We start from the raw sequence: 23622 nt of genomic DNA on the forward strand, positions 1-23622 counted from the left end.
TGCACGTGTTGTGGCCATTTTCGCTTGCCGGCACCGCTCCAGGGTGGGTGGTTGTGGTGCTGGGTATCGCCGACCTGGTGATCAGGGTGCTGGCTGTGGGCATCATTCCGGGCAACAGGCGGCCCACCACGGCCATGGCCTGGCTGCTGGGCATCTTCTTCGTCCCGTTCGTGGGCATCATCCTGTTCCTCCTGTTCGGCAACTTCAAACTGTCCAGCCGCCGGCGGGAGCAGCAGCAGCAGGTCAACGAAAGGGTGCGGGCCGGGATCTCGTCCCTTGCCGACGTCGAAAGCGACTACCCGGGACCGGAGTGGGTCAAGTCCGCCGGGGAATTGAACCGCAGGCTGGGGTCCCTGCCCATGGTGGACGGAAACTCGGTGGACCTCATCCCCGGCTACCCGGATTCCCTGCTTGAAATGACGAAGGCCGTCCGCAAGGCGAAGAAGTTCGTCAACGCCGAGTTCTACATCATGAGCACGGACCACATCACCGACGAGCTCCTGGAAGCCATGGAGGAAGCCGCGGAACGGGGCGTGGAAGTCCGCGTGCTGTTCGACCACATCGGCACGCTCCGGGTACAGGGCTACCGGAAGCTGCTGAAGCGGCTGCGCGCGGGCAAGATCCAGTGGAAGCGGATGCTGCCGCTGCTGCCCATCCACGGCCAGTGGCGCCGGCCGGACCTCCGCAACCACCGGAAGATCATGGTGATCGACGGCGAAATCGCCTTCACGGGGTCACAGAACCTGATTGAGCCCTCCTACAACAGCCCCCGCCACCGCAAGGCAGGCCGGGAATGGGTGGAGCTGATGGCTTGCCTGCGCGGGCCCATCGTCACCACGCTGAACGTTGTTTTTGCCACCGACTGGCTCAGCGAGACCGACGAATCGCTGGAGCACCAGCTGCAGCTCCCGGCCAACACGGAGCCGGGGAACGTCACCGCCCAGGTGGTTCCCAGCGGCCCGGGGTTCATCACCGAGAACAACCTGCGCCTGTTCAACACCCTGATCTACTCGGCCCAGCACCGGATTTCCATCTGCAGCCCCTACTTTGTGCCGGACGACTCCCTGCTCTATGCCATCACCACGGCTGCCCAGCGCGGCGTGGAGGTGGAGCTGTTCGTGTCCGAGAAGGGCGACCAGTTCCTGGTGCACCACGCCCAGCGGTCCTACTACGAGGCCCTGCTGGAGGCTGGCGTCCGGATCTACCTCTACAAGGCCCCGTTTGTGCTCCATGCCAAGCACTTCACCATCGACGACGAGGTGGCGGTCCTCGGCTCCAGCAACATGGACATGCGCTCCTTCTCCCTGAACATGGAGGTTTCCGTGATGCTGCTGGGCGAGGACATCGTCACCAAGATGCGGGCGGTGGAGGACACCTACCGGGACATCTCCCACGAGCTCAAACTGACGGACTGGATCAACCGGCCCCTGGCGGCCCGCTACGTGGACAACGTGGCGAGGCTGACCGCCACCGTCCAGTAGAACCTGGGAGTTTCCGGGGTTCAGGCGTCCGGGAAGTCCGCTCCCAGCGTGGAGAGGACGCCGAACGCCTTGGTGCGGATTTCCTCGTATTCGTCCTCCGGATCTGAGTCCGCGGTGATGGCACCGCCGACGCCGAGCGTCAGTTCCGCCGTTCCTTTGCCCCCGGCGTTGATCACCAGGGTCCGGATCGCGACGGCAAGGTCCGTGGCCCCGTTCAAGGAAAAGTAGCCGATCGCTCCCGAGTAGACCCCGCGGGCGCCCGCTTCCAGGTCATCCAGGATGGCCATGGTGCTGATCTTGGGTGCGCCGGTCATGGATCCGGCGGGGAAGCAGGCGGCCACGGCCTCGGCCCGGGAGGAACCCGGCTTCAGCTGCGCGTCAATGGTGCTCACCATCTGGTGGACGGTGGCGTAGCTTTCAATGGCGCAGAGCCTGCTGACGGTCACCGATCCGGGGACGGCGAAGTGGCTGAGGTCATTGCGGAGCAGGTCCACGATCATGATGTTTTCGGCGCGGTCCTTCAGCGCGGTGGCAAGGTCCGTGCGCAGCCGGGCGTCCTCTGCGGGGTCTGCAGCCCGGCGGCGGGTTCCCTTGATGGGCTCGGCGCGCATCCCGCCGTCGGCCGCGATCTTCAGGAACCGCTCGGGCGAGGTGCTGGCCACCGTGAGGCTGCCCAGGCGCAGGTAACTGGCAAAGGGCGCGGGATTCCTGCGGCGCAGCGCCAGGTACGTGGTCCATGGATCCAGGGCATCAGCCGGTATGTCCGCGGACAGGGCGGTGGTCAGGCAGACCTCGTAGGAGTTCCCCTCGCCGATCTGGTGCTGTGCCGCAGAGATTTTGGCCAGGTATTCCGCGCGGGTGTCCCGGCTGCGGAAGGCCGGCGCTGCCGGGAGGGCGACGCCGGTGCTGCCGCCGGCTTGCGCTGCCGGACCGGCGGTTTCCACGGCGGCCCGCGCCTGGACCAGCCAGTCATCGGCATCGGGGGCGTCGAGTGCCAGGAGCCAGGCGGCTCCTTCCGCGTGGTCCAGGACCACGGCCCTTCCGGCGAAGATGAGCGCGGCATCTGGGGTGGGGGAGGGGAGATCGGTCCCGCCGGTCTCGCGCTTGAGTTCGTAACCCAGGCAGCCTAGCCAGCCGAGCGCGAAGCCGCCGGGGTACGCATCGGGAATCTCGACGGCGGAAAGCCCCCACACGGTGTCCAGCCAACGGAAGAAGGGGCCTTGAACGGTGGCGGTGGCGCACCCCGCGCTGAGCAGGCTGTGGCCTGAACGGTGCGTTACCGACTGGCCGAATGTGCCGCCGTCGTCCGCCATGATGCTGAAGCGGCTGCGCTCCGCAGCTTCCCCGGCATCCGTGTCCGGGGCAGCTCCTGCGTTCGAGGAGTCCAGCCAGACGGCGTTGGGCGAGCGTCCGTAGAGGGCGCCGAAGAGTCCCGCGGCGTCCGGACGGACGTCCAGGCGTTCCGCGCGGAGGCGCAGTCCCCGGCGTGCTGACAACTCAGGTGCCAGGGCGGGGGCCAGCGCCGGAAGGTAGGGGAGGACCTGCAGCACGTCGGCCGGTGCCGAGCCGTCGGCGGGGTTACGCACGCGGATGTCGGCATCGAGGGGGACGTTGTCCGCCGCGAGCCACTCCTCTTCCTGCGCCGCCCACTGGTCCCAGAACGGCTCATAGGTTTCGCCGTCCCGGTCCAGCGCCCGGGTCCGGCGCACGTCGTCCGGGGCCTCGGCCCAGATCACCGCGCTCAGCCGGGGGCGGGCCGCTGCTGCTGCCGCCCCCACGCCCTCCACGATGACGATCTCTGCCGGAAGCGTCACCCGGGGTTCGCCGTCGTAATGTTTCTCCCAGTCCCAGCAGACCCAGGAGGCAGCCTCCCCGCGGCCCAGGGGGGTGAGCACCGTGGAAACATACCTCTCGATGCCCGCCGCCAGTCCATTCCATCCGGGGTATATGTCCTCGAGGTGGAACAGCGACACCTTGTGGTGGGCGCGCAGCCTGGCGGCCAGTTCGACGGCGAGCGTCGTCTTCCCAGCGCCGGAGCGTCCGTCAATGGCGATGATGACGGGGGCTGGGCTCATGGAGTAGAGCGTACCTTTATCCCTGCCGGGCTTTCATCCGCGGGTTCTTCTTGTTGATAACGAACGTCCGGCCGCGGCGCCGGACAATCTGGGCTCCCGGGATCTTCTTCAATGCGCGAAGTGAGTTGCGGACCTTCATGGTGTGCTCCTTGTGGGTTGATTGTTTGGTTGGTACCGGTTGCGGGATTGAAGCTCAGCTGGCCTGTTCGAGGCCGAAGGGGTCGTGCAGGCCCTTGCCGGACGCCAGTTCCTCGTCGGTGAGCTGGCAGGAAGTGAGGAGGTGCTCGAATTCCGCCGCGTCGAGGTCCTCGCCGGTGGCGGTGATGACCGTGGCGGCAGGCGCCGGCATTCCGCGGCCGGCAGGGACCTCCGTTGGAGGAACGTCGTCCCACGCCCCGGTATTCTCAAGCCAGATCCGGGGTCCGACGCCCTGGATGGCAATGCGGCATTCGGGCGCCGAGGCAATCCAGAGGTTGCCGCGCACCACGCAGCAGCCTTCCGCCAAAGTTGCCAGGGCTTGGCGGAAACGTCCGGGGTGCAGCGGCCGTTCAACGCGCTGTACCACAGTCATGAACGGTGAAGCATCGCTCGTTCCTGCGCCCCCGGGCCGTTCAGCGTCCGTCCGATGCACCGTTTCGGAGGGAACTTTATCGGAGGGCACTGTTCCGGGTGCCGTCCGGGCCAGCGACCCCAGGTAATGGTGACGTCCCGGGCGGACCTCACCTGCGCTGGACGCCAGGTCCGCGTGGGGTGCAAGCTGCCGGGCCAGGTGCAGACCCCGCTCCCGGGCCGCCGGATCCGGTGGCACGATGTCCGGTTCCGTCACCAGGACGGTGTCGGCAAAGGCCAGCTCGCCGATGAGGCATTCGCCGGGCGTCCGCTCATCCTCCACCATCGTAGTGAAGCCGGATTCGAACAGTGTGTGGGAGTCCCAGATATGGTCCTCCAGCGCATCCGGAGCCAGCGCGAGGATCACGGAAGAGACGGTGGCGCGGTCCGCCAGTTTTCCGTTCAGCGCGGTAACGGCCGCGTGCGCAGGGGTGGCCGGTGCCAGTCCGATGATGATGGGACCGGGGATTCGCTTTCCCCGGCTGTCCTGGATCAGCCGCTCAATACCGGGCACCAGGTCCAGGCGCACGGCGCAGCTCAGGCACCCGTGCTCCAGGAAGGACTCCCCGCGTTCAATCTCGCCGGCCCCGGTGAAAGTCCGCCGGACCACCACCCCGTTTTCCAGCAGATCGTGAAGGACCACGAGGCTTCCGGGGCGGGCGGCCGCCAGGTCCTCGCAGGCCTGCTGGCGGCAAAGGGCATCCAGGGAAGTGACAACGATGAGCTCCATATGCCCAGCCTAGTTGAGAATCATTCTCAACTACAAACCTAAGTGCGCCGAACCTCGGGTCAGCGGTTCTGCCGCTGCAGCTCCGCGCTGCGAAGCACGGCTGACTTGATGTGGTCCACGATGCCGGGGAGCGCTGCGTGGATTTGATGCCAGACGGCGTCAAAGTCCGCGTGTCCGCCGTACCAGGGGTCCTCGATGCCCTGGTCCAGGAGGTCCAGGCCCGCCACTGAGGGATCGAAGCTGCGGAACATGCGGATCTTTTCCAGTGACTCCTGATTCGGGGCGGCTTCGCTGAGCCAGGCATAGTGGTCGATGTCCAGCGCAAGGATCAGGTCCCTGGAGTGGAACCAGTCCGGCTCCCATTCGCGGGCGATGTGCTGCTCCGATAGAAGCTGGGTGGCGGCGAGCCTGCGGGCGGCCCGGGGATCGATGGGGCGGCCGGCCTCGTAGCCCGTGGTTCCTGCCGAGTCCACCGCCACGAGGTCGTCCAGACCCTCGCGTTCAAGGGCCGCAGCGAGCATGAGCTCAGCCATGGGGGACCGGCAGATGTTGCCGGTGCAGACGGCGATGACGCGGTATGGGCTCGACGCTGAGTTCATGAAACTAAGCATGCGCGCTATCGTCCCGATTGGCCAGAGAAGTGATTCATATTGCGTGACAGGCTTGTAAAGAAGTTTTCCCGTTAGTCACGGACGGTGGGGTGAGTGGGCCGCCTAGTGCATGACGGCCAGGAGGATGCCGACGCCTACGAAGAGCACGCCAAAGACCTTGCTGAGGACCATCTGTCCACGAGCTGAATGCGTAAACCGCTGGAAGGACCGGGCGGCTGCCGCGAAGAAGAACCACATCACCAGGATGTCGATGGCAATAATCGTGGCCGTCAGTACGGCGTATTGGGCGAGGAGCGGCTGTTCAGGCCTGATGAACTGGGGCATGAACGCCAGGAAGAAGATGATGGCCTTGGGGTTGAGCAGGTTTACCCACAGTCCCCGGCGGAAGATGGACCAGGCAGGTTCGTTCCGGAGGGAAGCGGTTTGTTGCTCTTCGAGATTCGGTTTGCTCAGGAATTGCCTGATGCCCAGGTATACGAGGTAGGCGGCGCCGGCAAAGCGGATGACGTTGAAGGCGACAGGAGAGCTTGCCACCAGCACTCCCACACCGAGCGCCACGATCACCACGTGGATCACCAGTGCTGCCTGTTGTCCCAGGATGCCCCAGATGGACCGGCGGAACCCGGCGTTCAGGGAATTGCTCATGGTGTTGATGGCTCCGGCGCCGGGCGTGAAGCTGATGAGGGTTCCGGCGCCCACCAGGGCGAGCCAAAGGGAGAATTGCACCATCCAAGTTTAGTGGCCGTTGACGCTACTTAATCACCCTGTTTGCCCTGCTTGCGGGCCACGGCTGCCGTACTGCGAGTACGGCCCCTGGGCATGTGCGGGCTCATGCCCGGGCAATGACCTCACCGTTGGGGATCAGGAACCACCCGTCGTCGGTGGAGCCCCAGCGGTGCCACCCGGCCGAGATCCGGGCAAGGTCCGCGGGATTGGCGAAGCCGTATTCCAGCGCCTGCTCCGCGAAGGCGGAATGAAGCACGCGTTCCCCCCACACGCGCGCCTGCCACCGGCGCTGCTGGCTTGTGGCATAAAGCCAGTTGCTGCTGGAGGGTGCCACATCGGTAAATCCGGCCGCCTGCGCCCAGCTGACCAGCCGCCGGCCGGCGTCGGGTTCCGCCCCGTTCCGCCGCGCGATGCGCTGGTAAAGCTCCATCCACTCGTCCAGTTCCGGAATGGCGGGGTACCAGCTCATGCCGTGGAAATCGGCGTCGCGCACGGCAACGATGCCGCCGGGCTTGGCAACGCGCCGCATCTCACGCAGCGCCTCCACCGGATCCGTAAGGTGCTGGAGCACCTGGTGGGCGTGGACGACGTCGAAAGTCTCATCCTCGAAGTCCAGGTCGTAGATATTCCCGGCCACGAACTCCACGTTGGACACCTCGCGTTCCATGGCGAGCGCCTTGGCCTGGGCGATGATGTCCGGTGACCGGTCCAGGCCCGTCACCTTCCCCGGCGCCACCAGGACGGCGAAGTCGCACGTGATGGTGCCCGGGCCGCAGCCGACGTCGAGCACGCTGGCTCCGGGTGGGAGGTGCGGCAGGACGAATGCTGCCGAATTCTCGGCGGTCCTGGCGGCATGGGCGCGGACCACGGACTCGTGGTGGCCGTGCGTGTAAACGTCGTCTTCAGGCTGCTGCGCACTCATAACCAAACGCTACCCCTAGTTGGGTGGGGCGGGTGTGTCCGGCAGGCCAGCGGAAGACTCTTCGCGCGCAGCAACCGTGGCCTCCACCATGGCGGTCATGAACCGGGTGACAGTATCGAGCTCGTCAGCCGAGAACCCGGCCATGGCGCTGCCCATCTGGCGGGCGAGCGGAGCGAAGATGGCGCCGCCCTCCTGGAACGCCTTGGGCGTCATCCTGAGCTGGACCTGCCGGCGGTCCGAGCTGTGCCGCTCACGGGTCACGTGTCCGGAATGGTCCAGCCGGTCGATCAGGGCGGTGGTGGCGGGGGAGCTGAGGTGCAGTTCCTTCCGCAGGAGCCCCGGAGTGACCACATTTCCCTTGGCCGTGTGGCGCATGATCACGGCCAGCGCGTTGAGGTCTGTCCGGTGCATGTCCTTGCGGCCGCCTGCTGTGTCCACGTAGCGGTTGGCCTCGAGCGTGAATTCCTGCAGGAGGCGGACCAGGGGATGGGGCCCTCCGGCAGTTCCGGGAGGGCCGCCCTGGGGTGCCGGGCTGGTGCCGTCTGCCATGTCCACCTCCTGGTCATCCCGATGCTTGGCCGCTTGCAGTGCAACCGCGCGTTGCGTACTGACGGATATTACTTCAGCGGCTGAGGCCCCTCAGTATCGGCGGCATAAAGAAAAAGCTAGCCTGACGCTTATCTCCATGATGGAGATACTCTAATATGGAGCCAATGTTACTCCCCGCCCGTCGTCCGGAAGGCATCATGAAACACAAATCCGCAGGAACGGAACGCGTCCCGTTCTGGCTGCGCTGGCTGCTCCCCGTCATCCTGGTCCTCACGTGGCTGGCGCTCGCCGGCGTAGGAGGCCCCACTTTCGGCCGCCTTGAAGAGGTATCGTCCAACGACCAGGCCTCCTTTCTTCCCGCCAGCGCGGAGGCCACTGCCGCCCAGGACTGGCAGGCGAAGTTCCGGGACTCGGACGAGGTGCCCGGCGTGATCGTGATCGAGAGCAATGAAGCCTTCACCCCGGCCCAGTTCGGCGAAGTGGCGGGCCTCAAGACGGAGCTGGAAGGGCTGCAGCTTGGCAGCGCCGTTGTGGGCCCGATTCCTTCCGAGGACGGCAAGGCGGTCCAGTTCATCGTGCCGATCGATTCGTCCGCGGAAGTCAAGGAGGCCGTCCAGGAGCTGCGGGACACCGTGTCCGAGTCCGCGCCGGCAGGAATGCAGACCTTTGTGACCGGCCCGGCCGGGCTCGCGGCGGACCTCACGGCCGCCTTCGCCGGGATTGACGGAATCCTCCTCCTGGTGGCCCTGGCCGCCGTGTTTGTGATCCTCCTGATCGTGTACCGTTCCCTCCTGCTGCCCATGATGGTGCTCCTGACTTCCGTCTTTGCGCTGTGCGCGGCCATCCTGCTGGTGTTCGGCATGGCCAAGGCCGGATGGATCCAGCTGAACGGCCAAAGCCAGGGCATCCTGTCCATCCTGGTCATTGGCGCCGCAACGGACTATGCACTCCTCTACGTGGCACGGTTCCGCGAGGCCCTGACCCACACCACCAACCGCACCGCGGCCGTGCTCACCGCCTGGAAGGCATCCTTCGAGCCGATCCTGGCCTCCGGTGCCACCGTGATCATCGCCCTGCTGTGCCTGCTTTTCTCCGACCTGAACTCCAACAAGGCCCTTGGCCCTGTGGCTGCTGCCGGCATTCTTTGCTCCCTGTTCGCGGCCCTCACACTGCTGCCGGCCCTGATGGCGCTCCTGGGCCGGGCGGCTTTCTGGCCGTTCCGCCCCAAGCTGGTCCCGGCGGAAGACCGCGAACCCGAACTGGTGACCGGGCTGGAGGGCCAGAAGGGTCTGTGGCGCGCCACCGGATCTCTGGTCTCCCGGCGTCCGCGTGCCGTGTGGATCGCCTCGGTCCTGCTGTTGCTGGTGGCCTCGGCCGGCGTCCTGCAGCTCAAGGCCAACGGCGTTCCGCAGACAGACGTCATCCTCACCGCCTCCAACGCCGTCGACGGCCAGGACGCCCTGGCGCGCCACTTCGACGCCGGCAGCGGCAGCCCCGCCGTCGTGGTTGCGGACCAGAGCAAGGCGCAGGAGGTGCTTGACACAGTCAAGGCGGCCGACGGCGTAGGGGACGCCTATCTGCTGGCCCAGGGCAGCGTGCCCATCACCGGAGCCCCCGGCGCTCCCAGCGCCCCCGACGTCCGCGACGGCAAGGTGCTCATCAACGCCACCCTGAACTCCGCCGCAGACTCCCTGGAGGCCGAGGAAGCGGTGAAAGCCCTGCGCGAGGACGTGAAGGCCGTGGACCCGGACGCCCTGGTGGGCGGCGTGACCGCGACCGCCCTGGATACCAACACCACCGCCCAGCGTGACCTGGTGATCATCATCCCCGTGGTCCTGGTGGTCATCCTCTTCATCCTGATGCTGCTGCTGCGCTCCGTCCTGGCGCCGGTGCTGCTGGTGCTCTCGGTGGTGCTCTCCTACGCGGCAGCCATGGGGGTCTCGGCCTTCGTGTTCAACAACATCCTGGGTTTCCCGGGCGCTGATGCCACCGTTCCGCTGTTCGGTTTCGTGTTCTTGGTGGCCCTCGGGGTGGACTACAACATCTTCCTGATGAGCCGGGTCCGTGAGGAATCGCTGAAGCACGGCACCCGTCCCGGCATCCTTCGCGGCCTGGGCGTCACCGGCGGCGTCATCACCTCCGCCGGCGTGGTCCTGGCTGCCACCTTCGCAGCCCTCGGTGTCATCCCCATCATGTTCCTGGTGCAGCTGGCATTCATTGTGGCCTTCGGTGTGCTGCTGGACACCGTGCTGGTGAGGTCCCTGCTGGTGCCCGCCCTGGCGTACGACATCGGCCCCCGTATCTGGTGGCCCAGCAAGCTCGGGCGGCAGGAGGTTGAGGAACGGCCGGACCGGGATGAAGCCCTGTTGGCCAAAACACCTGCTGGATAGACTGCACTTGCGCCCGCATGGACGCGGAACTCAAAGGAGAGATGCACCATGACCGAGAACCAGGAATCCCCGGCCGAGCAGCCCCGCAAGGGAAGCACAGCCCCCGGGCTGGAAGGCGAGGGCGGGCAGTACGTGGACGGCGACTACGGTGATGCCGGGACGGTGGGAGAGCCCGCCGGGAACCCTGAGGACGGCGAGTACCCGGACGGGGACTACGGTGACGCCGGCACCTCCGGCGCAGCCCGCGAAACCGATGCCCTCCAGGACGGGCTCGCGGACGGCCAGGTGAACACCACCTCGAAGGAGGGCGGTCCCCTGCACGGCGGCCGGGACAGCGACAGGTAGCGCGGCGGCAAGAGCAGCCCCGCAACGCGAAGCAGAACGGCGGCGGGTTCTCCAACAGCGAAAACGGAGAGCCGCCGTCGTCCGCGTTTAAGCGCTGTTAACCGCGCCAATGCTGACAGCCGGGCGGATCCATGGAGTTGCCCGGACGCAAAGTTGAGCGTACCTCGCTCAACTCCGTGTTGACATCAAAGGCGACCTGAGTAAAGTTGAGTGCAGAACGCTCAATAGCGGGCGCCAACCAGTTTCCAAGGAAAGAAGGAAGCAACACATGTCACGTGCAGTAGGTATCGACCTCGGAACCACCAACTCCGTCGTCTCCGTTCTCGAAGGTGGCGAGCCCACCGTTATTGCCAACGCCGAGGGTGGCCGCACCACGCCGTCCGTCGTTGCGTTCTCCAAGTCCGGCGAAGTCCTGGTGGGTGAAATCGCCAAGCGCCAGGCCGTCAACAACATCGATCGCACCATCGCCTCGGTCAAGCGCCACATGGGCACGGACTGGACCGTCAACATTGACGAGAAGAAGTACACCCCGCAGGAAATCTCCGCGCGTATCCTCATGAAGCTGAAGAACGACGCCGAGTCCTACCTGGGTGAAAAGGTCACAGACGCTGTGATCACCGTTCCGGCGTACTTCAACGACGCCGAGCGCCAGGCAACCAAGGAAGCCGGCGAGATTGCAGGCCTGAACGTCCTGCGCATCGTCAACGAGCCCACCGCGGCAGCGCTGGCCTACGGCCTGGACAAGGGCAAGGAAGACGAACTCATCCTGGTCTTCGACCTCGGCGGCGGCACCTTCGACGTCTCCCTGCTGGAAGTCGGCAAGGACGAAGACAACTTCTCCACCATCCAGGTCCGCGCCACCGCCGGTGACAACCGCCTGGGCGGCGACGACTGGGACCAGCGCGTCGTTGACTACCTGCTCAACCAGCTCAAGGTCAAGGGCATGGACCTGTCCAAGGACAAGATCGCCCTCCAGCGCCTCCGCGAAGCCGCTGAGCAGGCCAAGAAGGAACTCTCTTCCTCCACCAGCACCAACGTCTCCCTCCAGTACCTGTCCGTCACCCCCGACGGCCCGGTCCACCTGGACGAGCAGCTGACCCGCGCCAAGTTCCAGGACCTCACCAAGGACCTGCTGGAGCGCACCAAGAAGCCGTTCCACGACGTCATCAAGGAAGCCGGCATCAAGCTCTCCGACATCGACCACATCGTGCTGGTGGGCGGTTCCACCCGCATGCCCGCTGTCTCCGAGCTGGTCAAGGAACTGGCAGGCGGCAAGGAGCCGAACAAGGGCGTGAACCCGGACGAGGTTGTGGCTGTTGGCGCAGCCCTGCAGGCCGGTGTCCTGAAGGGCGAGCGCAAGGACGTCCTCCTGATCGACGTCACCCCGCTGTCCCTCGGCATCGAAACCAAGGGCGGTGTGATGACGCACCTGATCGAGCGCAACACGGCCATCCCCACCAAGCGGTCCGAGACCTTCACCACGGCTGACGACAACCAGCCGTCCGTGGCCATCCAGGTCTTCCAGGGCGAGCGCGAATTCACCCGCGACAACAAGCCGCTGGGCACATTCGAGCTGACCGGTATCGCTCCGGCTCCGCGCGGCGTCCCGCAGGTTGAGGTCACCTTCGACATCGACGCCAACGGCATCGTCCATGTCTCCGCGAAGGACAAGGGCACCGGCAAGGAACAGTCCATGACCATCACCGGCGGTTCCAGCCTCTCCAAGGAAGACATTGACCGCATGGTCAAGGATGCCGAGGAGCACGCAGCCGAGGACAAGGCCCGCCGCGAGGCAACCGACACCCGCAACACCGCCGAGCAGCTCGCCTACTCCGTGGACAAGCTGATCGCGGACAACGCCGACAAGCTGCCTGAAGAGGTCAAGACCGAGGTCCAGGCCGACGTCGACGACCTCAAGAAGGCACTCGAAGGCACCGACGACGCCGCCGTGAAGGCCGCCTTCGAGAAGCTCCAGGCTTCCCAGGGCAAGCTGGGCGAGGCCATCTACGCCCAGGCCGGTTCACCGGACGGTGCCACCGGCGCTGCAGGTGCTGAAGGCGCTGCGGGATCAGCTGCCGGTGACAAAGCTGGCGACGAGGACATCGTTGACGCCGAGATCATCGACGAAGACGAAGCGAAGAAGTAGCCATGCCCCATCACGGTAACGAGGAAGAACACAACACTTCCACCGACCACGACCGCGCGGGCCAGAAGGGTGACAGCCATGAGCCGGTCATCCGGGACAACCGCAAGGTTGACCCGGTGACCGGGCAGGCCCGGCACCCTGAAGGGGGCAGCACCTCCCACGGTGCAGGTGCGGCTTCCGGCACGGATTCCGACGGCGACGCCCTGGCCCAGGCTGAGGAGATCCTCAACGGCGTCGAGGTGCCGGCGGAAGAATCCGTGGCGCAGGGTGCCGCTGGAACGGGTTCGGCCAACGCTGAGGCGGCCGAGCTGCGGAACGACCTCCTCCGGCTGCAGGCCGAGTACGTCAACTACCGCAAGCGCGTTGAACGCGACCGCGCCGTGGCAGGGGAAATGGCCGTCATCGGCGTCCTGAACTCCCTGCTTCCGGTCCTGGACGACGTCGACGCAGCCCGCCAGCACGGCGACCTGGCCGACGGGCCGTTTGCCGCGATCGCCACCAAGCTGGAGAACGCACTGAAGACGTACGGCCTGGTCCGCATCGACGAGACCGGAGTGGAGTTCGATCCCACGATCCACGAGGCCCTGATCCAGCAGCCCGGCGAGGACATCGAGGTTGACACCGTCAGCCAGGTGCTCCGCTCAGGCTACAAGTCAGGCGAACGCGTCCTCCGGGCAGCACAGGTCATCGTCGCAGTACCTGCGTAGCATTACTTTCGGTGGTTGAGCCGGCCAGTTTCCGGTTGGCTCAACCACCGACCCATAACTTTTTGAAAGGAAACGCCATTGGCTAGCCAGGATTGGGTGGACAAGGACTTTTACGCGATCCTTGGTATCGCCAAGGACGCTTCCGACGCCGACATCAAGAAGGCATACCGGAAGCTCGCCAGGCAGCACCACCCGGACACGAATGCGGGGAACGCTGCTTCGGAGAAGAAGTTCAAGGACATCTCCGAGGCCTATTCCGTGCTCTCGGATCCCGATGAGCGCCAGCAGTATGACGCCATCCGGGCCATGGGCGGCGGCGCCCGGTTCGCGCCGGGCGGAGCCGGGGCGGGCAGCGCCGGGTTCGAGGACATGTTCGGTGGCCTGTTCACGGGCAACACCGGCCGGCACGCGGGCGGGTTCAACCCCTCCGCGGGCGGCATCCCGCCGGAGTTCGCTGACCTCTTCGGCGGCGGCTTCGGCCAGACCGGATTCCAGCGGACCCCGCAGAAGGGCGCGGACCGCACGGCCTCCACGAGCATTTCCTTCGCCGGAGCCATCCGCGGCACCACCATCGGCTTGCGGGAACCCAGCGGCGAAGTGATCGACGTCCGGGTGCCCGCCGGCATCAAGGACGGCCAGAAGGTCCGCGTCCGGGGGAAGGGCCAGCCTGGCGCCGCCGGTTACGGAGACCTGGTGGTGTCCGTCGCCGTCCAGCCGCATGCGTTCTACACGCGCGACGGCGACAACCTCCGCATCCACGTCCCCGTCACCTTCCCCGAGGCTGCTTTGGGAGCGGACATCGAGGTGCCCACCATCGACGGCGAAAAGGTGCGGGTCCGTGTGCCGGCCGGTACGCCGTCGGGCCGCACCCTGCGGGTCAAGGGCAAAGGCGTGAAGACGTCCAAGGGAACCGGCGACCTGCTGGTGACCATCGACGTCGCCGTTCCCAAGAACCTGAACAAGGAAGCCGAAGCCGCGGTCAAGGCGTTTGCCGAGGCCACGGCCGGAGCCGATGTCCGTGAGGGCCTGGCCGCCAAGGCCCGGTTGTAGCAGGGGAGGTGTGCTGTGGACGTCAGTGCTGACCAGCCTATCTTCGTGATTTCGGTCGCGGCTGAACTCGCGGACATGCACCCCCAGACGCTCCGGCAGTACGACCGGCTGGGCATCGTCTCGCCCAGCCGTGCGCCCGGCAAGTCCCGCCGCTACTCGCAGCGGGATATCAACATGCTCCGTGAAGTGCAGCGGTTGTCGCAGGAAGGCGTCTCGCTGGAAGGAATCAAGCGGATCCTGGAACTGGAGAACCAGGTGGCCGCCCTGCAGAGCAGGGTCTCGGAACTGACCGAGGAACTTGGCCGGCGGCGGCAGCCGCTGGACGCCCGGATCTTCGCGGCGGGCGCTGCCGGCGACGTGGTGAGCCTGGCGCGCGGCCAGCGCCCGCGCCCGCGGTCCCAGGCCGTGGTGCTGTGGCGGCCGCGTGCCATCGGCAGGTAGGTGCTGCGCCTGAAGGAACCGCCGGTGGACCCTGGCCATCAACGGTCCGCTGGTTTATGTCCGCCCAGCGGGCCAAGATTACGGCCCGGAACGTTTCCCCCACGTTAACTTTCATTCCATCCCTTCCCTGCAATCAGGCCGCTTTTCCCGCAGACACCCTGCATCTGGCGGCAACCATGAGCCGGGACGAAACGGTTCAGAAACCAACCGCCGCGAAACCGAAACAATCCGCTCCTACATTCATCGCAAGGGGTCTCTTCCCGGGACCTCGGAGGCGAGCCGCTGCCCCAGGCAGCGGCGGAGTGAGAAGCAGGTACACATGAAGGTTTCGGTTCACAAGCGCGCTTTCCTTCCCCTTGCGGCGGCCGCCGTGGCCACAGCTTTGGCGGGCTGCGGCAGTCAAATTGCGGATCCGGCATCCGCGGGCTCCACAGCCAGCACCGGCACGTCCTGTGTGGACACGTCGGGCGACAGCATCAAAGTGGGCTTCATCAATTCCTTGTCCGGCACCATGGCCATCAGCGAGAGCACAGTGTTCGACTCCCTGACCCTGGCTGCCGAGGAAATAAACGCGTCCGGCGGCGTCCTGGGCAAACAGCTCCAAGTGGTCAGTGAGGATGGCGCCAGCGAACCGACGAAGTTTGCCGAGCGCGCCGGAAAACTGATCCAGCAGGATTGCACCGCGGCCGTATTCGGCGGCTGGACCTCGTCAAGCCGCAAGGCCATGCTTCCCGTCTTCGAAGCCAACGACGCACTGCTGTTTTATCCGGTGCAGTATGAAGGCCTGGAGTCATCGAAGAACATCTTCTACACCGGGGCCACCACCAACCAGCAGATCATTCCGGCCCTTGACTACCTGGCCGAGCAGGGAACAACGTCGCTTTTCCTGGTAGGCAGCGATTACGTCTTCCCGCGGACGGCCAACAAGATCATCCAGGCCTATGCCGCCGCCAAGGGCATCGAAATCCTTGGGGAAGAGTACACCCCGCTTGGTTCCACGGAATTTTCCACCATTGTCAACAAAGTCCGGGATTCGAAGGCCGATGCAGTCTTCAATACCCTCAATGGCGACAGCAATGTGGCGTTCTTCCGCCAGTACAAGAGCGTTGGCCTGACAGCGGACACCATGCCCGTCGTCTCGGTTTCCATTGCCGAGGAGGAAGTCCCCGGCGTCGGCCTGGACAACGTGGAAGGGCAGTTGACCGCGTGGGACTACTACCAGACCCTGGACACCCCGGCCAACAAAAAATTCGTCGCCGCCTTCAAAGCGAAGTTCGGCGCTGAGCGGGTGACGAGTGACCCCATGGAGGCTGCTTACACCTCGCTGTACCTCTGGAAAGCCATGGTGGAGAAGGCCGGGTCATTTGAGGTGGACCAGGTGCAGGCTGCGGCGGACGGCGTCACCTTCGAAGCACCCGAAGGCCTTGTGACGGTAAACGGGGAGAACAACCACATCACCAAGACCCCCCGGATCGGAAAGATCAATTCTGAGGGCCTCATCGACACGGTCTGGTCCTCGCCCGAGGCCGTTGAACCGGATCCGTTCCTGGCCACCTACGACTGGGCCAAGGACCTGGCCAAGTAGCAACTGGGGACATAGCGAAGAAAGGCCTGCTGGAATGGAACTCCTGATAGGGCAGATGTTCGCCGGGCTCAGCCTCGGTTCCGTGTTGCTCCTCGCGGCACTGGGACTGTCGCTGACGTTCGGCCAGATGGGGGTCATCAACATGGCCCATGGCGAGTTCATGATGGCCGGGGCCTACACGGCCTTCGTGGTCCAGCAGGCCATCGCCGACGCCGGCGTATCACTGCTGGTTTCCATTCCCGCGGGTTTCCTGGTGGGTGGTGTCCTGGGACTGGTTCTGGAAGCGGTGCTGTTGCGCCGCATGTATCACCGGCCCCTGGACACGCTCCTGGTCACCTTCGGGGTGGCGCTCGTCCTGCAGCAGGCAGCACGGGACATCTTCGGCGCACCCAGCGTTGATGTGCGCGCACCAGCCTGGCTGCAGGGAAACATCGAGGTGCTGGGCGCGCCGATCCCGCTGACCCGGCTCTTTATCCTGGCGCTCTCACTGTTGTGCCTGGCCGGACTGGTCCTTCTCCTCAGGGGCACGCCGCTGGGCCGCCGCATCCGGGCTGTGGTGCTGAACAGGGACCTGGCAGAAACCAGCGGCATCTCAACCCGGCGAAGCGACCAGCTGACGTTCTTCATCGGCTCCGGCCTGGCCGGAGTAGCCGGCGTGGCCGTTACCCTCATAGGTTCAACCAGCCCCTACCTCGGCACCAGCTACATCGTGGATGCCTTCCTGGTGGTGGTGGCCGGCGGCATAGGCCAGGTCAAGGGGGCTGTCATCGCGGCGTTCGCCCTGGGAGTGCTGCAGTCCGTCTTCGAGTATTCGACGACAGCAAGCATTGGCAAGGTCCTCATCCTGATAGTGATCGTGGTGTTCCTCCAGCTTCGGCCGCAGGGCATCTTCAGCCTCAAGACGAGGAGCCTGGCATGATGGGCCTGCTGCGCGGACGGTTGGGTACCACAGCCGGATTCACTCTCGGCGCGCTCCTGCTGCTGGGAGTTGCCCCCGCGGTGCTTCCGGTGTTCAGCCTGGGCCTGCTGGGGAAGTTCCTCTGCTTCGCGATCGTGGCAGTGGGGATAGGCCTGGCGTGGGGACGGGGCGGCATGCTGACCCTGGGCCAGGGGGTGTTTTTCGGGCTTGGCGCCTACATCATGGCCATGCACATGAAGCTCGCAGACGCTTCGCTCTTCGGCGGGTCCGGAGTGCCGGACTTCATGTCCCTGTACGGCAGCGGCGAGGTGCCGGGCTGGTGGGAACCGTTCCGGAGTCCCGTTGTGACGCTGATGGCGGTGGTGCTGGTACCGGGGCTCGTAGCCCTCGTCCTGGGCCTGGCAGTCTTCAAGCGCCGCGTCAAAGGCGCCTATTTCGCAATCCTCAGCCAGGCCCTTGCGGCCGCTTTCGCGGTGTTCCTGATCGGCCAGCAAGCCACCACCGGTGGTTCAAACGGGCTCAGCGGGTTCCGGTCGTTTTTCGGCTTTGACCTGAAGGACCCGAACAACAAGGTAATGCTGTACCTGATCGCGGCAATTGTCCTCCTGCTGTCCATTGCCCTTGCACGGCAACTCATGCACAGCAGGTTCGGGGAGTTGCTCGTTGCAGTCCGGGACCAGGAGGAACGTGTCCGCTTCCTGGGCTATGACCCGGCCACCATCAAAACGGTCACCTACGTGGTTGCCGCTGTCCTGGCAGGCATTGCGGGCGCGTTGTTCGTACCGCTCGTCGGCATCATCTCCCCGGCGGATGTAGGCGTGATTCCTTCCATCGCATTCCTCATCGGCGTGGCAATCGGCGGCAGGGCCACGCTCCTCGGACCGGTGCTTGGTGCCGTGAGCGTCGCCGCCGCCCAGTCCGCCCTGTCCTCTACCTTTCCCTCCTTCTGGGTGTACTTCCAGGGCCTGCTGTTCATCCTGGTCATCGGCTTCATGCCGGGCGGGCTGGCCTCGTTGCCGTCGCTGATCGGCAGGCGGGGCAAGCTCAGCACGGCAGCATCAACGCCGGCGCTGCCGGCTGCCCCGGTGCCGGCGTCCCTGGCAACACCACCTAAACCCGAAGAGGAAGCCGCCATGCCTGAGGAGGCCCGCAGATGACCATGCCCACCCTGCTCCCTGACGGTGAGCCGCGCGCCGGAGGGCTTCGCCATGGCCGGCCGAAGTACCTGGAAGTCCGCGATCTGTCCGTTTCCTTTGACGGATTCCTCGCCGTGGACAAGGTCAGCCTGGACGTAACCCAGGGCGACCTGCGGTTCCTGATCGGTCCGAACGGCGCCGGGAAGACCACCGTGATCGATGCGATCACAGGGCTGGTCCCCGCCACGGGATCAGTGAACCACACGGGCACGGAGATTCTCGGACGCAAGGTGCATCAAGTCGCCCGGCTGGGCGTAGGGCGCACGTTTCAGACCGCCAGCGTGTTCGAGAACCTTTCCGTCCTCCAAAACCTGGACATCGCTGCCGGTTCCGGCCGCGGGCCGCTTCGAATGCTCCGGCGCCGCAAGACCGTGGACGCGGCCGTGGAAGAAGCGCTGGAGATCATTGGACTCGAAGGTGCGGCCGGGAAAATGGCGGGTATCCTCGCCCACGGACAAAAGCAATGGCTGGAGATCGGGATGCTTCTGGTCCAGAATTCGGACGTCCTCCTGCTGGACGAGCCAATCGCGGGGATGAGCCAGGATGAGCGCGGGGAAACCGGGGAGCTGCTGCGCCGGATCGCCGCCAGCCGAATCACCGTAGTGGTTGAACACGACATGGACTTCGTCAGGGAGTACGCAACGTCGGTTACCGTCCTCGCAGCGGGCAAGGTTCTCAGTGAAGGAAGCGTGGCGCAGGTGCAGGCTGACAAGAAGGTTCAGGATGTCTATCTGGGGTCCTCTGGAGTGGAGGCCTCCGATGCTTGAGATTGAAAATCTGCAGACCGGGTACGGCCGAACCCAGGTGATCTCCGGGGTCAGCCTGACCATCCCGGACGGTGCCGTTGTCTCTGTCCTGGGGCACAACGGCGCCGGCAAGACAACGCTGCTGCGCGCCGTCGTCGGGCTTCTCAAACCTATGGCGGGGCGCATCTGCCTTGACGGCGAGGACATCTCAGCGCTCCCCCCGCACCGGCGGGTAGACCGTGGAATGGCCTATGTGCCGCAGGGCCAGCAGTCGTTCGGGCAGCTGTCCGTCATGGAAAACCTGCAGCTCGTGGCAGACGGGCGCAGGAACGGCGCCGAGCGTGTTGCTGAGGCCCTGGACATGTTTCCGGCGCTCCGGCCATTGCTGGCCCGGCGGGCAGGGCTGCTCTCGGGCGGTCAGCGGCAGCAACTTGCCATCGCCCGGGCACTCATCACAGACCCGCGCCTGCTGATCCTTGACGAACCCACCGAGGGCATCCAGCCCAACATCGTGGCCGAGATCGAAGCGACCATTATCCAGCTGTCCCAACGCAACAGAATGAGTATCCTTCTGGTGGAGCAGCACATCGGCTTTGCCTTGCAGGCCGCGGACAGCTACTACGTCCTCTCAGCCGGAAGGGTCTCCTCTTCAGGGGCTGGCGGTGCCGGATCGGCGGCTGACGTCCGGAAGGCGATGCTTATTTGAGTACCGGACACTGTGGGCCGGCCGGAAATAGAGTACCCACTACTCGTGACCACCGGAGCCCCCGGAAACTTCAATGGAACCACTGCTGGATCAGCAGCAGTGGTCCAAGTTTCTGGGGGTTTTTCCATGTGTGGTTTCATTTTTTGCCGCCCTGCCGTTGAGGGGCGCCGGTGAGCCCGGGGATGGAGTCGGTGGCAGCGTTCAGCGGCTCGATTCCCGGCCAGATGCTGCTGGCCATCGGACAGACGGTAGTGGTGGTGTGTGTCTGCTTCGATATGGTGCGCGCATTGTCCGTCCCCAGGTCCCACCGGCGCTACCTGGCCAGCACGGTCTTCCGCACCCTCGCGATTCCGTCCATCATCGTCAACGGCCTGACGGTACTCATCGCCCTGGTGCTGTGGTCTTGGATCGACGTGGTCATGGGCATGTTCGTGCTGGTAGCCATCATCTTCCGCCTGCACCACGACAAGGACGAGGACAACTGGTGGAAGGGCAAGGGCAAGAAGCTGGCCCGCTGGGCACGCCGCCAGTCTGCCGGACGGACCGCCGCCGCACCCGCGATGGGGTAGCGCGGGAGGCTGCAGCCGCTCGGGCCCTGGCTGCCGGAAGGCTCTGCTGCTAGCCGGCAGTCAGCTCTTCATAGAGGTTTAGGACGCGGGACCTGATGTCGTCGCGCACCAGGCGCATGCGCTCCATCCCCTCGACGCCGCGCTCCGACGGCTCGTCGGTCTCCCACACTTCGAAACGGGTACCCTCGCGGGGCTCCAGTTTCGCTTCCGTCCCCAGCACGATCACAGCGTCCACGGCGTCCAGGACTTCCCCGGTAACAGGCTTGGGGTGTTCGCCGCTGATGTCGATGCCCAGCTCGGTGAGTGACTCCACGGCCTGGGGGTTCAGGGACTTTCCCGGTGTGGTGCCGGCCGAGTACACGGTGACGCTCCCGTTGGCCACCTGGTTCATCAGGCCGGCGGCGAGCTGGGATTTGCCGCCGTTCTTGCTGCAGACAAAAAGGACGGCGGGTTTGTTGGACGTGGGTGCCTGGTGGCTCGGGTTGGACATGGCGCTGCTCCGGAGGTCGATGGTCAGGGATCTAGTTGCCGCCGGAGCGGCCGTGGGAAAGTCCGGTGGGAAAGCCCACCAGGACGGGCTCGGGGGCTGAGCAGCAGCCGGCATCTGGCCCGGCTGCCGTTGCTGGGGACGGGATGTCGCAGCTGCTACCCGCGTCCGTGGAGCAGACGCCGGTCTCGGGAAGCTCCAGCTGGACGGTGTCGGCGGCCTCGCGGTCCCCGGCCAGCGCGGCCACCACCGAGCGGACCTGCTCGTACCCGGTGGCGAGGAGGAAGGTGGGTGCCCGGCCGTAGGACTTCATGCCCACGATATAGAAGTCCTTGTCCGGGTGGGCGAGGAGCCTGGCGCCGTGCGGAGGGACGGTGCCGCAGGAGTGGAATTCCGGGTCGATCAGGGGGCCGAGCTCACGGGGAGCCTCGACGGCGGGATCGAGTTCCAGCCGGATTTCGCGGAGGATGTCCAGGTCGGGGCGGAAACCGGTGCAGGGGACCACGACGTCGGCTTCAAGGGTCCGGCCATCTGCGGCTTCCACCGTCACATGGGAGTCGAGGGACTTCAATGAGCTGATGCCGAAGCCGGTGTGGAGTTCGATTTTTCCTGCCTCCACCAGGCGCCGGACGCGGCCGCCGAGCTGCCCACGGGCGGGAAGGCCGTCGGCGTCGCGGCCGCCGTAGACTTTCGCCGCCGAGGCGCCACGGACGGTCCAGAGGATCCGGGTCTCCGGCTCTTCCCTGGTGAGGTCGGCGAGGCTGGTCAGCGTGTTGGCGGCGGAGTGGCCAGCGCCCACCACCAGGACGCGGCGTCCGGCGAACGCCGCCCGGTCCCGGCCTGTAACGTCCGGCAGCGGAGCGGAGATCCGGTCCGCTGCAGTGTTTTCGCCGATGGCGGGAAGGCCGGAGGTGCCCAACGGGTTGCGGCGGGACCAGGTTCCGGACGCGTCGATGACGGCGGCGACGGTGTGGTCACGTGTTTCGCCGTCCGCGTGCTCCACCCGGACGGTGAAGGGTGTGGTGTCCCGGTTGCGGGTGTGGGTCTTGTCCATCCCCGCCCGGGTCACGGCGACCACGCGGGCTCCGGTCTGCAGCCGGGATGCAATCTCCGGCAGCCCAGCCAGCGGTGCCAGGTAGTTGTCCACGAGTTCCCCGCCGTACGGCAGCGCGGTGGGGCGGGGGGCTTCCCATCCGGCGGATTCCAGCAGGCGCACCGCGGCGGCATCGAGGTTGAACCGCCAAGGCGAGAACAGGCGGATGTGCCGCCACTGGTCAATGGCCGCTCCCGCCGTCGTGCCTGCCTCAAGGATGAGCGGCTCAAGGCCGCGCTCCAGCAGGTGGGCCGCCGCGGCCAGGCCCACGGGTCCGGCGCCGATCACGGCAACGGGAAGGTTCTGTGCTGCGTCCATGGTGTCCTCTGTTTCATCCGTAGGTTTGCGCGGTGGGCGGCCCAACTAGGTAGCAGTAGGTGTCGTTTTGAGGGCTCATAACGACACCTGCTGCTACCTAGTTGGGGGGAGGGGGCGTGCTGGGTTTAGCAGCAGTCCTGGTCAGTGCAGGAATCGTCGTCGCAGGAATCGTCGTCGCAGCAGCATCCTGTACGCATTCAGCTCACCCCCTCCCTTGAGAGTGCTTCTAGGCGTGGGTTGGTTCTTCCACCAGGGCGGTGGCGATGCTGTCCGCGTCCTTGAGCGCTGCGAGGTAGCGTTCCGCGTCGAGGGCAGCGGCGCAGCCGGTGCCGGCGGCGGTGATGGCCTGCCGGTAGCGGTGGTCCACGGCATCCCCGCAGGCAAAGACGCCTGAGAGGTTGGTGACCGTGGTGGGGGAGTCCACCTTGATGTACCCCTCCTCGTCCAGGTCCACCTGCCCGGCCACCAGTTCGGTGCGGGGGACGTGGCCAATCGCGACGAAAATGCCCGTGGCGGCCTGTTCCCGCGTTTCCCCGGTGCGGGTGTCAGTGAGCGTGACGCCGGTGACCTTGCTGTCACCGTGGATGGCGGTGATGGCCGAATTCCACGCGAAGCTGATCTTGGGGTTGTCCTTGGCCCGCTGCGCCATGATGCGGGAGGCGCGGAGTTCACCCTTGCGGACGACGACGGTGACGGACTTGCCGAACCGGGTCAGGAACATCGCCTCCTCCATGGCGGAATCCCCGCCGCCCACCACAATGATGTCCTGCTCGCGGAAGAAGAACCCGTCGCAGGTGGCGCACCAGGACACACCGTGGCCGCTGAGCTTCTTCTCCTCGGGCAGTCCGAGCTCCTTGTAGGCGGAACCCGTGGCGAGGATGACGGCGGGCGCCTCGTGCACGTCGCCGCCGCCGGTGACCACGCGCTTGAGGTGGCCTGACAGCGCAACCTCCGTGACGTCGTCGAACACTACCTTTGCGCCGAACTTTTCCGCCTGCTGCTGCAGCCCGTCCATCAGTTCGGGGCCCTGGATGCCGCCCGGGAAGCCGGGGAAGTTCTCTACTTCCGTGGTGTTCATCAGTGCCCCGCCGGCGGTGACCGAGCCGGCCAGGACCAGGGGCTCCAGCCCGGCGCGGGCGGCGTAGATGGCGGCGGTGTAGCCGGCAGGGCCGGAACCGATGATGATCAGCTGTTCTGTGGTCACGGTCTCTGCGTTCGCGG

23 protein-coding genes are annotated in these 23622 nt (G+C 65.8%); 13 read left to right on the top strand and 10 right to left on the bottom strand.

Translation table 11 applies throughout. The annotated features are described in order from the left end of the window. Positions 1-8 precede the first annotated feature (8 nt). The gene (gene cls, locus IEX33_RS13660) at positions 9-1481 is read left to right on the top strand and encodes a cardiolipin synthase (protein ID WP_188731702.1); all 1473 of its coding nucleotides are present in this window, start codon (positions 9-11) and stop codon (positions 1479-1481) included. 20 nt (positions 1482-1501) lie between these two features. Here cls and pabB read toward each other — a convergent pair whose 3' ends face one another. The 7 genes from pabB to IEX33_RS13695 form a co-directional block, all read right to left on the bottom strand. Continuing rightward, positions 1502-3556, bottom strand: a complete 2055-nt coding sequence (gene pabB / locus IEX33_RS13665) for an aminodeoxychorismate synthase component I (RefSeq protein ID WP_188731039.1) — start codon at positions 3554-3556, stop codon at positions 1502-1504. A gap of 16 nt (positions 3557-3572) precedes the next feature. Beyond that, a complete protein-coding gene (ykgO, locus tag IEX33_RS13670) occupies positions 3573-3695 on the bottom strand; it encodes a type B 50S ribosomal protein L36 (RefSeq protein ID WP_011693081.1) in 123 nt (40 codons plus the stop codon). Positions 3696-3749: 54 nt separating this feature from the next. Continuing rightward, on the bottom strand, positions 3750-4895 hold the full coding sequence (locus tag IEX33_RS13675; protein WP_188731041.1) for a GTP-binding protein: 1146 nt from the start codon (positions 4893-4895) through the stop codon (positions 3750-3752). Between the two features lie 59 nt (positions 4896-4954). Next, entirely contained in the window at positions 4955-5494 is a 540-nt protein-coding gene (locus IEX33_RS13680; protein ID WP_188731043.1) for a low molecular weight protein-tyrosine-phosphatase, read from the bottom strand. A 114-nt stretch (positions 5495-5608) separates the two neighbouring features. Then, on the bottom strand, positions 5609-6232 hold the full coding sequence (locus tag IEX33_RS13685) for a LysE family transporter (protein ID WP_181038179.1): 624 nt from the start codon (positions 6230-6232) through the stop codon (positions 5609-5611). Positions 6233-6335: 103 nt separating this feature from the next. After that, positions 6336-7154, bottom strand: coding sequence for a methyltransferase domain-containing protein (locus tag IEX33_RS13690; protein ID WP_188731046.1), 819 nt, complete (start codon positions 7152-7154; stop codon positions 6336-6338). A gap of 15 nt (positions 7155-7169) precedes the next feature. Beyond that, complete coding sequence (locus IEX33_RS13695; protein WP_188731048.1) at positions 7170-7703, bottom strand: MarR family winged helix-turn-helix transcriptional regulator; 534 nt, start codon at positions 7701-7703, stop codon at positions 7170-7172. 197 nt (positions 7704-7900) lie between these two features. On the opposite strand from IEX33_RS13695, the gene IEX33_RS13700 reads away from it, so the two are divergent. From IEX33_RS13700 to IEX33_RS13755, 12 genes are all read left to right on the top strand, one after another. Continuing rightward, positions 7901-10093, top strand: coding sequence for an MMPL family transporter (locus IEX33_RS13700; RefSeq protein WP_188731050.1), 2193 nt, complete (start codon positions 7901-7903; stop codon positions 10091-10093). A 48-nt stretch (positions 10094-10141) separates the two neighbouring features. Then, on the top strand, positions 10142-10438 hold the full coding sequence (locus IEX33_RS13705) for a hypothetical protein (protein ID WP_188731052.1): 297 nt from the start codon (positions 10142-10144) through the stop codon (positions 10436-10438). Between the two features lie 268 nt (positions 10439-10706). Beyond that, the gene (dnaK, locus tag IEX33_RS13710; RefSeq protein ID WP_188731054.1) at positions 10707-12584 is read left to right on the top strand and encodes a molecular chaperone DnaK; all 1878 of its coding nucleotides are present in this window, start codon (positions 10707-10709) and stop codon (positions 12582-12584) included. 2 nt (positions 12585-12586) lie between these two features. Then, on the top strand, positions 12587-13291 hold the full coding sequence (locus tag IEX33_RS13715) for a nucleotide exchange factor GrpE (RefSeq protein ID WP_188731056.1): 705 nt from the start codon (positions 12587-12589) through the stop codon (positions 13289-13291). Between the two features lie 78 nt (positions 13292-13369). Then, entirely contained in the window at positions 13370-14341 is a 972-nt protein-coding gene (locus IEX33_RS13720) for a DnaJ C-terminal domain-containing protein (RefSeq protein ID WP_188731058.1), read from the top strand. Between the two features lie 15 nt (positions 14342-14356). Next, a complete protein-coding gene (locus IEX33_RS13725) occupies positions 14357-14782 on the top strand; it encodes a heat shock protein transcriptional repressor HspR (protein ID WP_066279799.1) in 426 nt (141 codons plus the stop codon). 319 nt (positions 14783-15101) lie between these two features. Beyond that, a complete protein-coding gene (urtA, locus tag IEX33_RS13730) occupies positions 15102-16367 on the top strand; it encodes an urea ABC transporter substrate-binding protein (protein ID WP_104188591.1) in 1266 nt (421 codons plus the stop codon). Positions 16368-16401: 34 nt separating this feature from the next. Next, the gene (urtB, locus tag IEX33_RS13735; RefSeq protein ID WP_188731060.1) at positions 16402-17286 is read left to right on the top strand and encodes an urea ABC transporter permease subunit UrtB; all 885 of its coding nucleotides are present in this window, start codon (positions 16402-16404) and stop codon (positions 17284-17286) included. Continuing rightward, positions 17283-18443 (top strand): urea ABC transporter permease subunit UrtC, encoded by a 1161-nt coding sequence (gene urtC / locus IEX33_RS13740; RefSeq protein ID WP_188731062.1) that lies wholly within the window; start codon positions 17283-17285, stop codon positions 18441-18443. The genes urtB and urtC overlap by 4 nt, the downstream gene beginning before the upstream one ends. Continuing rightward, a complete protein-coding gene (gene urtD / locus IEX33_RS13745) occupies positions 18440-19249 on the top strand; it encodes an urea ABC transporter ATP-binding protein UrtD (protein ID WP_229675385.1) in 810 nt (269 codons plus the stop codon). Before urtC ends, urtD begins: the two co-directional genes overlap by 4 nt. After that, a complete protein-coding gene (urtE, locus tag IEX33_RS13750; RefSeq protein ID WP_188731064.1) occupies positions 19242-19934 on the top strand; it encodes an urea ABC transporter ATP-binding subunit UrtE in 693 nt (230 codons plus the stop codon). Before urtD ends, urtE begins: the two co-directional genes overlap by 8 nt. A 182-nt stretch (positions 19935-20116) precedes the next feature. Then, the gene (locus tag IEX33_RS13755) at positions 20117-20503 is read left to right on the top strand and encodes a hypothetical protein (RefSeq protein ID WP_188731705.1); all 387 of its coding nucleotides are present in this window, start codon (positions 20117-20119) and stop codon (positions 20501-20503) included. Positions 20504-20552: 49 nt separating this feature from the next. Here IEX33_RS13755 and IEX33_RS13760 read toward each other — a convergent pair whose 3' ends face one another. The 3 genes from IEX33_RS13760 to trxB all read right to left on the bottom strand — a co-directional run bounded on the left by IEX33_RS13760 (position 20553) and on the right by trxB (position 23605). Further along, positions 20553-20993, bottom strand: a complete 441-nt coding sequence (locus tag IEX33_RS13760; protein WP_188731066.1) for an arsenate-mycothiol transferase ArsC — start codon at positions 20991-20993, stop codon at positions 20553-20555. 31 nt (positions 20994-21024) lie between these two features. Beyond that, the gene (locus IEX33_RS13765) at positions 21025-22401 is read right to left on the bottom strand and encodes an FAD-dependent oxidoreductase (RefSeq protein ID WP_188731068.1); all 1377 of its coding nucleotides are present in this window, start codon (positions 22399-22401) and stop codon (positions 21025-21027) included. A 226-nt stretch (positions 22402-22627) separates the two neighbouring features. Further along, positions 22628-23605, bottom strand: coding sequence for a thioredoxin-disulfide reductase (trxB, locus tag IEX33_RS13770; protein ID WP_188731707.1), 978 nt, complete (start codon positions 23603-23605; stop codon positions 22628-22630). Positions 23606-23622 lie beyond the last annotated feature (17 nt).

Source organism: Pseudarthrobacter scleromae, assembly GCF_014644515.1.
Taxonomy (GTDB): domain Bacteria; phylum Actinomycetota; class Actinomycetes; order Actinomycetales; family Micrococcaceae; genus Arthrobacter; species Arthrobacter scleromae.

Bases quoted from the DNA above. Each gene is read 5' to 3' on its own strand.
- IEX33_RS13695 (WP_188731048.1), bottom strand. From the start codon at position 7,703: ATGGCAGACGGCACCAGCCCGGCACCCCAGGGCGGCCCTCCCGGAACT.
- urtB (WP_188731060.1), top strand. From the start codon at position 16,402: ATGGAACTCCTGATAGGGCAGATGTTCGCCGGGCTCAGCCTCGGTTCC.
- pabB (WP_188731039.1), bottom strand. From the start codon at position 3,556: ATGAGCCCAGCCCCCGTCATCATCGCCATTGACGGACGCTCCGGCGCT.
- IEX33_RS13765 (WP_188731068.1), bottom strand. From the start codon at position 22,401: ATGGACGCAGCACAGAACCTTCCCGTTGCCGTGATCGGCGCCGGACCC.
- IEX33_RS13690 (WP_188731046.1), bottom strand. From the start codon at position 7,154: ATGAGTGCGCAGCAGCCTGAAGACGACGTTTACACGCACGGCCACCAC.
- IEX33_RS13700 (WP_188731050.1), top strand. From the start codon at position 7,901: ATGAAACACAAATCCGCAGGAACGGAACGCGTCCCGTTCTGGCTGCGC.
- ykgO (WP_011693081.1), bottom strand. From the start codon at position 3,695: ATGAAGGTCCGCAACTCACTTCGCGCATTGAAGAAGATCCCGGGAGCC.
- IEX33_RS13755 (WP_188731705.1), top strand. From the start codon at position 20,117: ATGGAGTCGGTGGCAGCGTTCAGCGGCTCGATTCCCGGCCAGATGCTG.
- dnaK (WP_188731054.1), top strand. From the start codon at position 10,707: ATGTCACGTGCAGTAGGTATCGACCTCGGAACCACCAACTCCGTCGTC.
- urtC (WP_188731062.1), top strand. From the start codon at position 17,283: ATGATGGGCCTGCTGCGCGGACGGTTGGGTACCACAGCCGGATTCACT.
- urtD (WP_229675385.1), top strand. From the start codon at position 18,440: ATGACCATGCCCACCCTGCTCCCTGACGGTGAGCCGCGCGCCGGAGGG.
- urtA (WP_104188591.1), top strand. From the start codon at position 15,102: ATGAAGGTTTCGGTTCACAAGCGCGCTTTCCTTCCCCTTGCGGCGGCC.
- IEX33_RS13715 (WP_188731056.1), top strand. From the start codon at position 12,587: ATGCCCCATCACGGTAACGAGGAAGAACACAACACTTCCACCGACCAC.
- IEX33_RS13760 (WP_188731066.1), bottom strand. From the start codon at position 20,993: ATGTCCAACCCGAGCCACCAGGCACCCACGTCCAACAAACCCGCCGTC.
- IEX33_RS13705 (WP_188731052.1), top strand. From the start codon at position 10,142: ATGACCGAGAACCAGGAATCCCCGGCCGAGCAGCCCCGCAAGGGAAGC.
- urtE (WP_188731064.1), top strand. From the start codon at position 19,242: ATGCTTGAGATTGAAAATCTGCAGACCGGGTACGGCCGAACCCAGGTG.
- IEX33_RS13675 (WP_188731041.1), bottom strand. From the start codon at position 4,895: ATGGAGCTCATCGTTGTCACTTCCCTGGATGCCCTTTGCCGCCAGCAG.
- IEX33_RS13680 (WP_188731043.1), bottom strand. From the start codon at position 5,494: ATGAACTCAGCGTCGAGCCCATACCGCGTCATCGCCGTCTGCACCGGC.